Annotated in this window: 15 protein-coding genes; 1 reads left to right on the forward strand and 14 read right to left on the reverse strand. The window is 43.1% G+C overall.

From position 1 onward, the window contains the following. Positions 1 to 375: 375 nt before the first annotated feature. From B3V56_RS07645 to rimP, 14 genes are all read right to left on the reverse strand, one after another. Complete coding sequence (locus tag B3V56_RS07645) at positions 376 to 1,695, reverse strand: DUF3369 domain-containing protein (RefSeq protein WP_289284129.1); 1,320 nt, start codon at positions 1,693 to 1,695, stop codon at positions 376 to 378. 173 nt (positions 1,696 to 1,868) lie between these two features. Continuing rightward, positions 1,869 to 2,639, reverse strand: coding sequence for an ATP-binding protein (locus B3V56_RS07650; protein ID WP_286305237.1), 771 nt, complete (start codon positions 2,637 to 2,639; stop codon positions 1,869 to 1,871). 48 nt (positions 2,640 to 2,687) lie between these two features. Next, positions 2,688 to 3,911, reverse strand: coding sequence for a PepSY-associated TM helix domain-containing protein (locus tag B3V56_RS07655; RefSeq protein ID WP_289284130.1), 1,224 nt, complete (start codon positions 3,909 to 3,911; stop codon positions 2,688 to 2,690). A 32-nt stretch (positions 3,912 to 3,943) separates the two neighbouring features. Then, on the reverse strand, positions 3,944 to 4,780 hold the full coding sequence (locus tag B3V56_RS07660) for an energy transducer TonB (RefSeq protein WP_289282421.1): 837 nt from the start codon (positions 4,778 to 4,780) through the stop codon (positions 3,944 to 3,946). After that, entirely contained in the window at positions 4,777 to 5,205 is a 429-nt protein-coding gene (locus B3V56_RS07665; protein WP_286305241.1) for an ExbD/TolR family protein, read from the reverse strand. Before B3V56_RS07665 ends, B3V56_RS07660 begins: the two co-directional genes overlap by 4 nt. Continuing rightward, positions 5,205 to 5,597, reverse strand: coding sequence for an ExbD/TolR family protein (locus B3V56_RS07670; protein ID WP_289282422.1), 393 nt, complete (start codon positions 5,595 to 5,597; stop codon positions 5,205 to 5,207). Before B3V56_RS07670 ends, B3V56_RS07665 begins: the two co-directional genes overlap by 1 nt. Further along, the gene (locus tag B3V56_RS07675) at positions 5,587 to 6,405 is read right to left on the reverse strand and encodes a MotA/TolQ/ExbB proton channel family protein (protein ID WP_289284131.1); all 819 of its coding nucleotides are present in this window, start codon (positions 6,403 to 6,405) and stop codon (positions 5,587 to 5,589) included. The genes B3V56_RS07670 and B3V56_RS07675 overlap by 11 nt, the downstream gene beginning before the upstream one ends. A gap of 184 nt (positions 6,406 to 6,589) precedes the next feature. Beyond that, positions 6,590 to 8,689 carry a polyribonucleotide nucleotidyltransferase gene (gene pnp, locus B3V56_RS07680; RefSeq protein WP_289284132.1) on the reverse strand — a complete coding sequence of 700 codons (2,100 nt, stop codon included), beginning with the start codon at positions 8,687 to 8,689 and terminating at the stop codon, positions 6,590 to 6,592. Between the two features lie 190 nt (positions 8,690 to 8,879). Further along, positions 8,880 to 9,149: a 30S ribosomal protein S15 gene (gene rpsO, locus B3V56_RS07685; protein ID WP_007145766.1), complete on the reverse strand. Its 270-nt coding sequence runs from the start codon at positions 9,147 to 9,149 to the stop codon at positions 8,880 to 8,882. 133 nt (positions 9,150 to 9,282) lie between these two features. Next, positions 9,283 to 10,209, reverse strand: coding sequence for a tRNA pseudouridine(55) synthase TruB (truB, locus tag B3V56_RS07690; protein ID WP_286305245.1), 927 nt, complete (start codon positions 10,207 to 10,209; stop codon positions 9,283 to 9,285). Positions 10,210 to 10,221: 12 nt separating this feature from the next. After that, positions 10,222 to 10,602, reverse strand: coding sequence for a 30S ribosome-binding factor RbfA (rbfA, locus tag B3V56_RS07695; protein WP_289283533.1), 381 nt, complete (start codon positions 10,600 to 10,602; stop codon positions 10,222 to 10,224). Beyond that, positions 10,602 to 13,409 carry a translation initiation factor IF-2 gene (gene infB / locus B3V56_RS07700; RefSeq protein ID WP_289283532.1) on the reverse strand — a complete coding sequence of 936 codons (2,808 nt, stop codon included), beginning with the start codon at positions 13,407 to 13,409 and terminating at the stop codon, positions 10,602 to 10,604. The genes rbfA and infB overlap by 1 nt, the downstream gene beginning before the upstream one ends. A 3-nt stretch (positions 13,410 to 13,412) precedes the next feature. Beyond that, positions 13,413 to 14,921, reverse strand: coding sequence for a transcription termination factor NusA (nusA, locus tag B3V56_RS07705; RefSeq protein ID WP_289283531.1), 1,509 nt, complete (start codon positions 14,919 to 14,921; stop codon positions 13,413 to 13,415). A gap of 77 nt (positions 14,922 to 14,998) precedes the next feature. Beyond that, the gene (gene rimP / locus B3V56_RS07710) at positions 14,999 to 15,445 is read right to left on the reverse strand and encodes a ribosome maturation factor RimP (protein WP_286305248.1); all 447 of its coding nucleotides are present in this window, start codon (positions 15,443 to 15,445) and stop codon (positions 14,999 to 15,001) included. A gap of 367 nt (positions 15,446 to 15,812) precedes the next feature. On the opposite strand from rimP, the gene B3V56_RS07715 reads away from it, so the two are divergent. Next, on the forward strand, positions 15,813 to 16,199 hold the full coding sequence (locus B3V56_RS07715) for a hypothetical protein (RefSeq protein WP_289283530.1): 387 nt from the start codon (positions 15,813 to 15,815) through the stop codon (positions 16,197 to 16,199). Positions 16,200 to 16,256 lie beyond the last annotated feature (57 nt).

The following is a 16,256-nucleotide window of genomic DNA, read 5'->3' on the forward strand; positions in this document are numbered from 1 at the left end:
TTTCTCAGATCAGTATTTTGCTTATAGCTTTGAAGAGAGAGAATATAGAACAGCCCAAAAGACCTATTGGTTTCATGAGTTGGGAAGAATACGACGAAACGAAGTCATAACAAGCCAATACAGTCCTACGCTAACACTTCGGCTAATGAAACAGTGCGTCATATAGGCAAATCTCATTTAAGCGTTACCCAGTCTGGATTTAGCTCTTAATAATTTAACTCAGGCCGTGTACTTAGATATTTTCATATTGACTAGTTTCTCATCACGTCTAGACATCTGATTTAAGCCAATCAGGACAGAGTTCCAACCAACCATGTTGTTTATTTTGAATAGTTTTCTGACCTTAATTCCAACCTAAACATTAAGTATGGTGAATTATATATATGGAGTTATAAAGCATGATTTCCAACCCTGTTTTGCAAATAGCCGATTTTTTTTGCCTAAAATTTGTTCGAATTTTTCTGCCGTCAATAGCTGTGATTTTTCCAATAAAATGGCAAAAGCATCCCGACTGATAATGGCTATGGCTTGTATGCCAGTTATGTCTGACAACTCAGCATAGACAGTCTCAAGCAACTGAATGACAAACTTTTCTCCGAATGTCACCGTGATATCACTCAACCTATCGATCGAGATCAACACGATTTGAGCGTTATCATTCCAATAAGCTTCATTCTCAAGCTGCTTGCAGAACCAATTACGGTTATAGATACCTGTCTGCCAATGTTTGAATGCTAACTCATTAAGATAATCAGTGAGTGCAATATTTGAAAAGCCATTCGCAATGTTTTCAGCAAACACTTTCAGAAGATGGATATTAGACTCAGTCAACACATCTGTTGATTTCACAACAATAACGTAATAGACAGGGTTTGGCTCTTGGAAAGAAAAATACAATAAAGAAGAATGACCATCAAATATATGCTGCTTTTGCTCTAACAGTTGTTGTATTCGTTTTAATAACAAATCATTTTCAATGGAAATGACGGGCTGGCCAATGTAAGGTTGATATTGGCCGGTAGCCGCTAAAACAGCAGAATCGTTGTTAAGGTCAAGTGGATCAGACATCTTTAGACTCATAATGCCACCATCACTAATACCAATAATTTGATCAATCTGTTCCAGCACGGCTTGAGAGAAAGGTGATAAATCATGTTGACATGAAATCTTTTGTGACGCAGTCACAACTCTCTCCAGGCCCTGATGTGCATTTTTTAGCTCACTCATACGTTGCCAGGTCTTGAGGTTGCCACTCATGACATTAAATAAATGCTCTTCTCCCAGTTCAGTTTTACACCAGTAGTCATCAATATCATATTGCTCCATCACTGAGCGGTTGGGCGCCATACCAGGCTGCCCTGTTAATAAAATAATACGAGTGATGGGGTTCTGTAAGGTAAACCGAATATGATCAATCAGGCGTAAACCGGCATCGTCAGTTTCCATGACAACATCAAGTAGGACAAGGTTAATATCGGGACGTTGTTCAAGCACGACTTTAGCTTGTTCCGCAGAGGAGGCGGTGAGGATTTCCAGTGTTTTGCCTTGAATAATCATTCTCGACAAAGCACTCACCAGAGACTGCTGAAAAATATCATTATCTTCAACCGTCAGAATTAACCAGCGTGACTTGGGTGATGTCGAGGAGTAATCAGTCTCTGTATCAAACTCGAAAAAAGAATTGTCTCGACTCATTTCGGATCATCCTTTGTGCAATTCAAGCCACACTGTTTTTTTAGGATATTTTATTAATTCACTATTATTCTTATCGTCACAGTTTGTTACGTTCGTTATTTATCATTTCTACTTATAAAGCTTAGTTAGCCAAAATTGCATACAACAATCAACCAAGCATTTATGTGGTTTTGTTAAAACTGAGCACGATAGTACTGATAAAACTGCTTAGCCGTTCTGCCACTATGACTTCCTCGCCCCATGGCATATAAGCGTGCCGCTTCGTGTAATTGGCTCTTATCAGTATTGATATCGGCAAATAGAGTTTCAACTATAGCGAAATAATTTTCCCAGTTAGCAGGATAAAAAGATAAGGTGAGTCCGAAGCGGTCCGATAAAGCCAGTTTATCCTCTAAACTATCGGCATAATGCACTTCACCATCCACTACCCCGCTCAGCTGATTTTCAGACTGTTTCTCTGGTAATAAATGACGGCGATTTGAAGTCGCATACAAACGCACATGCTCTGGGGGTAACTCAAGGCCACCTTCCAATAATGTTTTGAGTGGCTTATAACTGGATTCGCCGGCTTCGAAAGATAAATCATCACAGAAAATGATAAAGCGAAATTGCTCACTTTCTTGTTCCAGATCATCCAGAATTTCAGGTAAGAAGCCCAGATCATCTTTATCAATTTGTATAATTCGTAGGCCCTTTGGAGCCATTTCGTTCAGTAAGGCTTTAATGACAGAGGACTTGCCCGTGCCTCTGGCTCCCCACAACAATGCGTGATTACTGGTTTTGCCTTCAAGAAAATGTTGCGTGTTATCGATAATCGCTTGCTTTTGTCTGTCTATGCCTTGAAGCTCATCCAGACGAACAGGATCGAGGCGAACAACAGGTTTTAGTTTTTGACTTTTACTTCGCCAGATGGCGGCGTAAACCTGATGCCAATCAATGCGCATAAGCTATCCTTCATTTATTCAAATAAAGCTAGCATAGCATCATCTATGCTAGCGAAGAGAAGAAGACATATTTAATGCTTGATTGGTTCTCGTTGATACTCTGGCTCGACGTTTTTTGGCCCAGATAATGATGCCTGTGACACTAAAAATAGCTATCATCAATCCCATAATTGAGACCATAATTCGACCAGGCAAACCCAAAATACGACCAGAATGTAGAGGGAACTGGGCTTGAATGAAAATATCACCTGCCGTACCTTGCCCAGGTATCTTACCGCCAAGGTAGTCACCACTTTTACCATCGAAATAAAGCCACGGATTGCCTAAACCACCATCGCCATGATCATTCTCCGGCTTATAAAATCCCACGCCATAAACATCGTAATGAGACGCATAAAAAATCCCGCCTGCAGGATCTGAAATGCCTAACTTGTCGGCTTGTTGACGTGCAATCGGCAGAATCTGTTCACGACTCAACTCGGCATTGATGGGTTCATCTAATGGTGTCGGTGTACGCTCATCAAACGGGGTAGGCGTCAACTCAGAGAAAACAGATAACACTGGGCGCATCACCTCATTATTTAGATTCATCGAGATAGATGTCACCGCTAAAATCAGCACAAAGCCCCATAAACAGACGCCGCCAGAGCGATGAAGATCAAAGTTTAATTTGTAGCCGCCTTGTTTCCAACGGAACCGTAATGACTTCTTCCAGCTTTTTGCTTTTGGAAAACTTATCCATAAGGCAATGAAACTATCTATTGTCCAGACAATAGCAATAATGCCCATAAACAGAATACCGAGCTCCAAACCAAAACCATCCGGTATATGCATGCTGTAGTGAAGCTTATAGAGAAAAGGTAGGATGTTCTCGCGCGTTAGCGAAATCTCCCCCCACATTCTATTTGCCTGCACCTCAGAGGTCGCAGGATCGATGGCTACCTGATTAAAATCCACGGCAGCCGCTTTGCCAGTCTCAGGAACAGGTCTGGGCATGACTGTCATCATTAAACTATGCTCAGCCTCAATATTGAGCGGCATAAAGCTGACCATTAACTGTGGATTGTCAGCTTCAAACTTGTTAGCAAGAGATAAAGCATCAATTGCAGCAAAGTCCACATCTTGTGTTTTGGCTTTATATAGCTGTGGATTGAGCCATTCGTCCAGCTCATGGTCCCAGGAGATAATGGCGCCGGTAAGACCGGCTATGAATAAAAACACAGCACTGGCCAGTCCAAACCAGCGATGAATAAGTACTCCGATTGATCGCATATTAACCACCGTAAAACATATTAAAGCCGAACTTATGTATTAAGCTGGAAAGCAATCGGCACATTCACCTCAAGCTGAGACTGCAACATGTCATCCGGAAACGAAGGTAACGGTTGGGCTTTTTTTAACATGCTTATAACCGCTTCATCTAAACGTTTTGACCCCGAACTTTGTGTAATACGAAAATCCAACACCTTGCCATCACGATCAACCACAAAAAACAGCTTGACGATCCCTTCTTCACCACGACGTCTTGAGGCCATGGGATAACGTTTATGCTTGGCCAGTGTTGCAGCCAGCTCACTGTAGTAAGATTTTTGCGCTGCTATCTGACCACCACTCAGCTGTGCACTTGCTTGCCCGGTTGTTTTCTTCTGGGCAGTCTGTTTATTCACGTTTGTACTGGTCGTTGTTGTCGCGACTGTTTGTTTTTTCACCGGCTTTTCTGGTGTGACTTCTTTTTCGATAAGCTCTTCAACCACTTTTTTTGGTTCTGGTTTAGGCTTGGTTTGTGCTTTTACCTTTGTTTCTGTTTTTTGTTTTGCCTCAACTTTTTTTGGCTCAGGCTCTACAACAGGTTCGGGTTCAACCACAGGTTCAGGTTCAACGACAGGCTCTGGCTCGACAACAGGTTCGGGTTCCGGCTTTTTTTCTGGTTCAGGTTCGGGCTCTGACTCCGTCGCTTTTTCTTGCGTTTTTTCTACGTCACCAAGGTCACCAAGCATACCCAGATCAATTTCTACACCTTGTAAGCCAGTTAGCTCAGCACCATCCTCTTCTTCAGGCTGATAGGTAAAAAAGACGAAGCCAGCGGCATGAATAGCAACGGCCACCAAAAGCGCAAAGATCCAATAACGATTTTTTGTCATGTTAGTTCTGCTTGTTTTTGTGTCGCCAATGAGACACGCTTGATGCCAGATTGCTTGATTATGGTCAGCACATCTTGAAGCCTTTCCACCGGCAGATTGCCATCCACTTTAACTAAGATATGAAACGTATCTTTATCTTCTGTCGCTTCAAAACGTTTGTTGATGGTCGGTAATAGCGCCTCATCATCTGTAATTGCCTGATCAATCGCTACTTGCCCATCTTCAGATACGATAATAACTAAGGGTTCTTCGACTTGCTTTGTTTCACTCGCAGATAAAGGCGGCTGTACCTTAATAGGGTCAGACTGACTAATGTGTCCCGCGACCATAAAAAATATGAGCATCAGAAACACAATGTTAATCAACGGCACCAAGCTATCATCTTGATCAGGCTTTTTGTGTTGAATCGACTGTCCGACTTTCATCAATTTATCCCTGCCAAGCTGACAGATTTAGCACCTGCCTGTTTAAAGGCATCAAGCAGATCAATCATACTTTGTGTTTGAATACCTGATTTAACCTCAATGACATAGACAGCATCAGGATCTTGATTAACCACTGTGGCCACAGAGTTTGCATCTTTTAAAGATAAGGTCATATTACCAATTTTGTATGTACCGTCATTTGACACCAGAGTGACAACACGTTGCTCACGAGATTCTGCCTGAGATTCACTTGGTGCCGACACATCAATTTGCCGCCACTGGATAAAGGTCGAAGACAACATAAAGAACAGCAACAGAATAAACACCACATCAATAAGCGGTGTCAGACTAATGGCTCTTTTATGTCTTGGCGGTTCTGTATTAAGCAGCATGGCGCATGGTATTGTTTTCAGCAGACACTGGCTTAGCAGGCGCTGTTGTGAAAATTTGGGTGACAGTGTCATTCATCAGCGATGCAACACGCTCAACTTTACGCTCCATCCAGTTATGTATTGTCACAACTGGTATGGCCACAGCCAGACCAACTGCTGTTGTTAATAATGCTTGCCAGATACCACCGGATAAAACAGACGGATCCACCTGATTCCCTGCAGCTTCCATTTGTTGGAAGGCGATAATCATCCCCAACACGGTACCTAACAGACCTAATAAAGGACTTAATGTAGCGATAACCTCCATTGGGCGAAGGTAGGCACGTAATTGATTGAGGCGCAGCGTAGCAACACGATCAAGCTCTTCTTTTAAGGTCGCAAGATCCATTTTATGTTGAGTTAGACCTCTAATCGACATCAGCACCAGCTCATCCACTGGTCGTTTTGGATTCAACATCATCATGGCTTCGGCAGCATCGCCTTTTTGCCAATGTTGAATAACAGACTTAAGGTGTTTGGAGGATTCTGGTCGCGTTGACATGAACTGCCACAGTTTAATGAGTGTAATCGCTAATGCGATTACCGAAAAACCTGTCAGAATCCATACAACAGGTCCACCTACCTGCATGAACTCCACAAACTGTGTCATCGCATCTGCTTGCGGAGCCAACGTTGTTGGATCTGTACTAGTTAAAGCATCGGTCATTGCTGGCGAGACTGTACTTGGATCGGTATTTACGTCTGTCACTGCAGCGCCGTTATTACTGATATTCTCAGTTGTACCTAATGCATCGTTTTCTTGAGCCATAAAATTCCCCTTTTCGAGCCAGCAATGATAATCGTTATCATTTACCTTATCAAGAGAGTTATGCCATATTTACAGCCGTGATTGTGTGAATTGACCTATATCTCATCCGTTAGAAGAAATTTTTTACTCATGCATAAAAAAAGCCCCGCAGTGCGGGGCTTTTTTGCGAAGTAGCGCAGAAGACTTACTCTTCTTCTTTCACCTCTTCATTAACTGCTTTCATACTAAGACGGATACGGCCTTGACGATCGACTTCCAAGACTTTGACTTGGATTAAATCACCTTCAGACAATTTATCTGACACATTCTCAACACGTTCCTCTGAAATTTGAGAAATATGTACCAGACCGTCTTTACCTGGCAGAATGGTCACAAATGCACCAAAGTCCATTAATTTAGCCACACGACCTTCGTAGATCTTACCGACTTCAACTTCAGCAGTAATATCTTCAACGCGACGCAATGCTTGTTGTCCAGCATTGTAGTCAGAAGAGAAAATCATCACGGTGCCATCGTCCTGAATATCGATAGTAGCACCAGTTTCTTCAGTGATGGCACGGATAGTGGCACCACCTTTACCAATCACGTCGCGAATTTTATCTGCGTGGATTTTGATAGTAATAATGCGTGGCGCGAATTCAGACATTTCCTGACGGTGCGTGTTAATAACCGCATTCATCTTTTCAAGGATATGCATACGACCATCACGCGCTTGAGCTAACGCAGTACGCATGATTTCTTCGTTGATGCCTTCGATTTTGATGTCCATCTGCAATGCAGTGACACCTTTATCAGTACCAGCTACTTTAAAGTCCATATCACCTAAATGATCTTCATCACCTAAGATATCCGTCAATACGGCATAACCATTTTCTTCTTTGATTAAGCCCATCGCGATACCGGCAACAGGTGCTTTAATCGGCACACCCGCATCCATTAACGCCAAGCTGGTACCACAGACTGAAGCCATTGAACTTGAACCGTTTGATTCGGTGATTTCAGAGACAACACGCACTACATACGGAAATTCTTCCGCTGAAGGCATAACAGCCTGAATACCACGTTTGGCTAATTTACCGTGACCGATTTCACGACGTTTTGGTGAACCAACAAAACCTGTTTCACCAACACAGAATGGAGGGAAATTATAGTGAAGCATAAAGCGATCACGATATTCACCTTCCACAGCATCAATCATTTGCGCATCACGCTCGGCGCCCAATGTGGCCACAACGATAGCTTGAGTTTCACCGCGAGTGAATAATGCTGAGCCATGGACACGTGGCAAGACACCTGTTTCAACGAAGATTGGGCGAACACTTGATGTGTCACGGCCATCGATGCGTGGATCACCAGCAATGATCTTACCGCGCACTAATTCTTTTTCTAACTTGGCAAAAACGCCTTTCACATCATCTTCAGAATATTCTGAATCTTCTGTAGCAATAGCTTCGACGGCTGCTGAACGAACATTACCTAACTGTTCTAAACGCGCTAGCTTGTCGCTGATAGCATAAGCTTCTTGAATACCAGCATAGGCAGTATCTTTCACTTGATTATATAAAGTGACGTCTTTTTCAGGTGCAGTCCATTCCCAGGCAGGTTTGCCGACTTCAGCTTGTAACTCTTTGACCAAGTTAATAGCGGTCTGCATTTGCTGGTGACCGAACATGACCGAACCCAGCATCACTTCTTCAGGTAACTCAGAGGCTTCAGACTCGACCATTAAAACAGCGCTTTCAGTACCAGCAACGACCAGGTCTAATGCGCTTTTATCCAGTAGAGCTTTGCTTGGGTTTAATACATAGCTGCCATCAACATAACCAACACGTGCAGCACCCAGTGGCCCATTAAATGGCATACCTGAAATAGCCAGTGCTGCTGAAGCACCTATCATTGAAGGAATATCCGGATCAATTTCTGGATCCAGAGCAACAACCGTTGCAATCACTTGCACTTCATTGACAAAGCCTTTTGGAAACAAAGGACGTAATGGACGATCAATTAAGCGAGACGTTAATGTTTCTTTTTCACTTGGACGGCCTTCACGTTTGAAGAAACCACCAGGGATTTTACCGGCTGCGTATGTACGCTCCTGGTAATTAACAGTTAAAGGAAAAAAGTCTTGGCCTGGGTTGACATCTTTTTTACCAACAACGGTTACTAATACTGACGTTTCGCCAAGACTGGCAATAACGGCACCACCGGCTTGACGTGCGATTTTTCCGGTTTCAAGACTTAATAAATGGTCACCGTACTGAACTGTCTTTTTTACTGAGTTCACTCTTTTCTTCCTTCTCTTCTCTGTTGTCAGTTATGAACCCGTTTCACAACTGATATAAAAATCATAAATCTAAAAACGAATATGCCCCTGAAACTGTTATAGCTTCAGGGGCATATTTTATATATCCTGCCTTGAGGTCGCCGATTTTGCCGGCCACATTGGCTGCATATAATGAGTCACCAAAATCAACTTAGCGACGTAAACCTAATTCAGCAATCAATGCACGGTAACGTTCGATATCTGTCTTTTTCAGATAGTCCAACATTTTACGACGGCTGCTAACCATTTTTAACAGACCTTGACGTGAATGGTGATCGTGAATGTTTGTTTTGAAATGCTCTGACAAGTTTGTGATACGCGCTGTTAACAAAGCAACTTGTACTTCAGCAGAACCAGTATCACCTTCTGAACGTGCAAATTTAGTGATCAGTTCTTTCTTTTGTTGTGCAGAAATAGACATTAAATACTCCAACTTTTTGTAGCTTTTGCTACTAGTTAAATTCTGAACTGCCCCAGCAGATACATACCAGAACAGCCAACCTTTTTGAAGGTAGGGATTCTACCGACTTTCTTATTATGAAACAAGGCCCAGTTTAAGCCACCGCATTTGCAAATAAACGCTTTGGTGATACCACACCTTCTGCTGACATTTCGCCTAAACCAATAAACTCATTATTCACATTAAATAATCTGACATTTGCGCTTATAAAAGGCTCATGTACCGAGATAGAGCGTCCAAAACTAATATTTTTTGTCCCCTCTTCATCAAGCTGAATGCTTGGCCAGTCGGGTAATGCATCTTCTGCTTGTTGCAATAGTTCATCAAGTGCTTTGATGCCCTGCTTATCCGATTTTTCCTGAAGAGACGTTAGTGTAATGGCGTCTGATAAATCATAACCAGCGACTGCCGTTCTTCTGAGCATTGTAACATGGCCACCAGTGCCTAAGGCATGGCTAATATCTTCTACCAAGGTACGAATATAGGTACCTTTGCTACACCTTACTGATAAAGTAAAACTCTGTTTTTGGTAATCGAGCAATTGAATCTCATAGATCGTAATTCGACGCGCTTTTCTTTCTACATCGATACCTTGTCTTGCAAGTTTATATAACGGTTGTCCCTGATGTTTTAATGCGGAGAACATAGGTGGAACTTGATCAATCTCACCGATAAATTGCTGGATGACTTGATTAAGCGTAGATTCAGTAAATTCGGGAATGGGCAGTTCTTCAAGTACATTACCGTCAGCATCACCACTGTCGGTGATAATACCCAGCTGACAGGTAACGTGATATTGCTTATCTGCGTCTAATAAGTAACTGGATAATTTTGTCGCATCACCCAAGCAAACAGGAAGCACGCCTGTAGCAAGAGGATCGAGACTGCCTGTATGTCCAGCCTTTTTAGCATCGAACAGGCGTTTGACTCGTTGAAGAATGTGGTTTGAACTTTGCCCGGTAGGCTTATCAATAATGACAATGCCGGTAACATCCCGACCTTTTTTATTTCGTCTTGCCATCAGCGTGATAAATTAGTCTTCGTCTTCCCGACGAATATCTGCATTCGCTTTGGCAATCAATTCATCCATGTGGAACCCGTGTTCCAGGCTTTTATCATAAAAGAATTGCAATTCAGGCATGTTTCTTAGCTTGACCCGTCCAGCCAGACCTCTTCTCAGATAACCAGCAGCACTATTCAGACCTGCTAAACATTCTTTCATGTCCTGCTCATCTTCAAAGCCATTAAAACGGGTGACATAGACTTTGGCATACTTAAGATCCGACGTCACATCGACGTGTGAGACAGTAACCATTCCCACACGTGGATCAGAAATCTCGCGTTGAAGCATCAACGCGAGTTCTCTAATTATGACTTCGCTAAAGCGATTTGTACGACTAAATTCTCTTGCCATTACAGGGTCGGCTTCATTAATACACGTTCATACACTTCGATTTGGTCGCCTGGTTTGACATCTTTGTAGTTCTTCACACCGATACCACACTCAGTACCCGCATTGACTTCATTAACATCATCTTTAAAGCGACGTAATGATTCGAGCTCACCTTCGTATACCACTACGTTATCACGTAGTACACGAATTGGGTTGTTGCGTTTAACTGTACCTTCTACAACCAAACAACCTGCGATATCACCAAACTTAGGCGATCTAAATACATCGTCAACTCTAGCCAGACCGATGATTTCATCTCTGTATACAGGTTCAAGCATACCTGTCATGGCTTTAGTAACAACGTCTAATAGGTCATAAATGATACTGAAGTACTGAACATCCAGACCTTTTTCACTGATCACTTTACGTGCTGCATTATCAGCACGAACATTAAAGCCAATCAGAATCGCATCGGAAGCGGCAGCAAGTTGAGCATCGGTTTCATTAATACCACCAACACCTGAACCGACAACACGGACTTTTACTAAATCTGTAGACAGTTTCTGCAAGCCTTGACTCACTGCTTCAACAGAGCCGTGAACGTCACCCTTAATAACAACATTAAGTGTTTTAACGTCACCTTCTTCCATCTTGTTGAACATTTCGTCCAATTTAGCCGCTTGTTGTTGAGCCATTTTTTGCTCACGGGCTTTTGTTTGACGGAAGTTGGCAATTTCACGTGCGGTGCGGTCATCAGGCGCTGCCTGAAGTTCATCACCGGCAGCGGGTGTACCAGATAAGCCAAGTAACTCTACCGGTGTTGAAGGGCCAGCATGTTTAAGTTGTTCGCCTGTCTCGTTAAACATAGCACGAACGCGGCCATACTCTTGACCAACAACGACGATATCGCCCTTGTTTAAAGTCCCTTGTTGAACCAGTACCGTTACCACCGTACCACGACCTTTATCCAGTCTCGCTTCAATGACAGTACCGTGAGCAGGTCCTTGTTCAGGTGCTTTCAGCTCCATAACCTCTGCCTGAAGCGAAATAGCTTCCAGCAGATCTTCAATACCTTGCCCCGTTAATGCTGATACAGGAATAAACTGAACATCACCACCCCAGTCTTCTGGAATGACTTCATGATTAGCTAATTCTTGCTTCACACGATCAGGGTTAGCATCCTGTTTATCTATTTTGTTAACAGCAACAATGATGACTGAATCAGCGGCTTTAGCATGCTGAATAGCTTCAATTGTTTGCGGCATAACACCGTCATCTGCTGCGACCACCAGAATCACGATATCAGTCACTTTTGCACCGCGTGAACGCATTTCTGTAAATGCAGCATGGCCCGGTGTATCAAGGAATGCGATTTCACCACGACTGGTTTCGACTTTGTAGGCACCAATATGCTGAGTGATACCACCTGCCTCACCAGAAGTCACTTTGGTGCGACGGATGTAGTCCAATAACGATGTTTTACCATGGTCAACATGGCCCATGACAGTAACAACTGGTGCTCGACCAATTGCTTCGCCCTGATGCTCATCAGACACTTGAAGTGCTTGTTCAACTTCATTCTCGATGATAGGTTTTGCAATATGCCCCATTTCCTCAACCACAATAACTGCGGTATCTTGATCAAGAACCTGGTTGATGGTGGCCATGGTGCCAAGTCCCATCAGAGCCTTGATAACTTCACCAGCTTTAACTGACATACGCTGAGCTAGATCAGAAACACTGATGGTCTCCGGTACGTTTACTTCATGTACGACGGGTGCAGTAGGTTTTGAAAAGCCGTGTTCCTGATCTTTATTAACAGCGACTTTCGCTGCCGATCCTTTTTTCTTCTTACGGCGCCCACCTTTGCCTTCGGTCACGTGAAGTTCTTTACGCTCAAACTCATCATCGTTACGACCGCCTTTGCGACTAGATTTTTCACGATTATGTTTCGCTTCGGCATCTTTCGTCTTACGCACACCTGCTTTTTGTTCTTTTGCTTGCGCTTCTGCAGCAGCAGCACGTGCTTTTTCCCTTTCTTTCTCAAGAGCCTCTTCTTCTTCACGTGCTTTTTTCTTGGCTTCGAGTGCTTTTTCCGCTTCAATTCTAGCCAGGTTTGCAGCACGTCTCTTTGCATCAGCTTCTTCAAGCTTTTTATGTGCAAGTTGAGAGGCCGTTAAGGATGATGTTTCTGCTTTCTGCTTTGGTTTAGGTTTCACTGTTTCTTCAATCGCTTTTTCAGCTTTCTTAGATTTAGCTTCTTCTTCCAGGGCTTTTTTCTCTTCTTCTGCTGCTAACTTGGCTTCTTCTGCCGCTCTATTCTCTGCTTCGATTGCCGCCGCTACAGCCGCTGCTTCTTCTTCAGATTCTTTAAGACGTCGAGCTTCATCATCCTGTTGACGGCGCTTGGCTTCTTCTAATCGAAGCGCTTCAAGTCTCGCCACCTCAGCAGCTTGTTGTTCAGCCACACTCATCTGAGCGGTTTGCTCTGTATTGGTAGTGCTGTCTTCAGTTTCGTTACGTTTTACGTATGTACGTTTTTTCCGTACTTCAACACTAACACTTTTACCACCACGCGCTGTACCACCTAATTTAATTTCACTAACTGATTTACGCTTTAGTGTAATTTTTTTAGGCACTGCGGTTTCACCACCACCAGACTTACCATGACGCTGTTGCAAGAATTGTAATAACGTCTGTTTTTGATCTTCAGTAATGAAGTCATCAGGCTTTGAGACGTTAATCCCTGCTTCGTTCAGCTGTTCGACCAAGCGTTCAGCTGTAATTCCGACTGTGCCAGCTAGGTCCTTAACCCTCATGTCACTCATTGGTTACTCCCCTGCATCTGTTTGTTCATTAGCAAACCACGATTCTCTGGCTTTCATGATAAGTGCAGCAGCTTGCTGTTCTTCCATACCACCTATTTCAACTAACTCATCGACGGCGAGTTCAGCTAAATCATCAAGATCAGTGATACCTTTACTTCCCAAAGTTAACGCGAGATCACGCGTCATCCCTTCCATATTTATCAGCTCTTGAGTTGGCTCTGCTGACTCCAGCTGTTCTTCACTTGCAATCGCGCGAGTTAAAAGTACATCTCTTGCTCTCGAACGAAGTTCAGCAACGATATCGGCATCAAACTCTTCAATGTCGAGCATTTCATGCTCTGGGACATAAGCCACTTCTTCAAGTGATGAGAAGCCTTCTTGGGCCAGAATTAATGCAACATCTTCATCGACATCGAGATCGGCCATGAAGGTTTTGATTAATTCGCCAATTTCAGACTCTGCTTTTTTGTCAGCATCAGAAGCTGACATCACATTGAGTTCCCACCCCGTTAATTGGCTGGCTAAGCGCACATTTTGTCCACCGCGACCAATCGCTTGAGATAACTGAGCATCTTCAACAGCAATGTCCATGCTATGCGCGTCTTCATCAACAACGATAGATAAAACTTCAGCTGGCGCCATGGCATTAATAGCAAATCGAGCAACATCTTCATCCCAAAGGATAATATCAACACGCTCTCCAGCTAGCTCATTAGTGACTGCTTGAACACGTGATCCACGCATACCGACACAGGCACCAACAGGATCTATACGTGACTCTTTGGCCAGTACAGCAATCTTAGCTCGCAAACCAGCATCACGCGCCGCCCCTTTTACTTCGATCATGCCATCACTGATTTCAGGCACTTCTAAGCGGAAGAGTTCGATTAATAACTCAGGAGCAACACGGCTGACGATGAGTTGTGGACCACGACCTTCTGGTCTAATTTCTTTTAAGTAACCACGAATACGGTCACCCGTTCTGAAACTCTCACGCGGGATCATTTCTTCACGTGGTAAAAATGCTTCTGCATTACCACCAAGATCCAAAGTCACATTGCCACGCTCAACACGTTTCACTGTACCGTGAATCATTTGACCGACCTTCTCACGATATTGGTCGACTACCTGTGCGCGTTCTGCTTCACGTACTTTCTGGACAATCACCTGTTTAGCAGTCTGTGCCGCAATACGACCAAACTCAACAGACTCCATAGGTTCGCGAACATACTCACCCACTACAGCATCAGGATTGCTTTCTTGAGCATCTTCTATTGTAATTTCTGTCTCTGGTGACTGATAGTCTTCATCTTCGACGATCAACCATTGACGAAACGTTTCGTAATTACCTGTGACACGATCGATCTGTACATGTGCATCCAATGCCATGTCATAGCGTTTACGTGTAGCCATCGCTAACGCCGCTTCAATTGCCTGAAAAATCACTTCCTTGCCCACGCCTTTTTCATTAGACATGGCATCGACAACCAATAAAATTTCTTTGTTATTCATCACGCCCCCAGTGGATTACGTAGCAGACCAAATCCAACTCAGTATTCAATATATTAACCGCTAATAATACGCTTGTTTTAGGCAACAAGTCTTGCTTTTGCTAACTTTGCCAAAGGCAAGGCATATACCTCACCATCCACTTCTATTAAGATCTCACCATCACTAAAGCCCTCTAATACGCCCTTGAAATTACGTCGGCCAGCGACAGGTAATTTCATTGTTATTTTGGCTTCAGCACCTTTAAATCTTTCAAAGTCCCGAGCCTTAAATAAAGGTCGATCAAATCCTGGGGATGATACTTCCAGCACGTAAGCACTTCGAATTGGCTCTTCTACATCAAGAATACCGCTCACTTGATGACTCACCCTTTCACAGTCTTCTATACCAATGCCTTGCTCAGCATCAATGTAGATTCGTAAGATAGGATCGGGGCCGCCCTGGATATATTCAATGCCTACCAATTCATATCCAAGAGTCTCAATGGAAGACTCAACAAGTTGTTCAATCTGATCAGTAATGGCCATAAGTATGTATTAAGCCTTGCGGCCTAAATCAATTCTCCAGAAAAACAAAAACCCCATACAGGGGCCCGGAATTCAAAATATTGTCATGCGGCTAATCTACACCGCTCTGCCATAAGCATCTGTGCTGGAACAAGCTTGCTTCCAGTACTGATTGCTCTCCAGAAAGCACAGAATATTAACAGAAACCTACCCGTCACAGCAACTTAAACTATTTATAGCCACAAACTCAGTTTTACTTGCTTCAACCACACAATCATGAATCAACTGACATTCATGCTATGAAAATTACCTTTATATCTTTCTTGGGAAAACTTTCATTCCTGCAGTCAGGTCAGTTTGTTTTCTGTAAACACAGGAAAAGGAACTCATGAAAATATCACTATCTCGTTTTATTCTTTATTTTTTATGTTCTATAAGTGTCAGCCATCCTCTCTCTGCTGACAGTGAACATGCTTCAGATTACATAGTGTTTAAAACAATAGAAGATGAAGATACTAGTAGTGACTGTACACAACGAGGCGGATTACGTATCTATGTTGAGAATATTCATCCAAAAAAAGTAATCGATATCAGTTTAGATCGTTATTTTTCCGATGTAAGGCAAGCTGGTCGCTCCATGTTTGCTCTGCAAAGCGGTCACATGCAAGCACTAGGCTGCAACGTTGTTATGGAGAGTCAGCAGCATTGGCAATTAGTTAATGCCACATTTATAGAAAAAGAAGATGCGATCAAGAGATACGGTGAGGTGTATTAACGCCCAATAAAAAAGCTCAAAACAACAAGTTGTTTTGAGCTTTTTATATTCTATTGG

Source organism: Methylophaga sp. UBA2513, assembly GCF_002341285.1.
Taxonomy (GTDB): domain Bacteria; phylum Pseudomonadota; class Gammaproteobacteria; order Nitrosococcales; family Methylophagaceae; genus Methylophaga; species Methylophaga marina.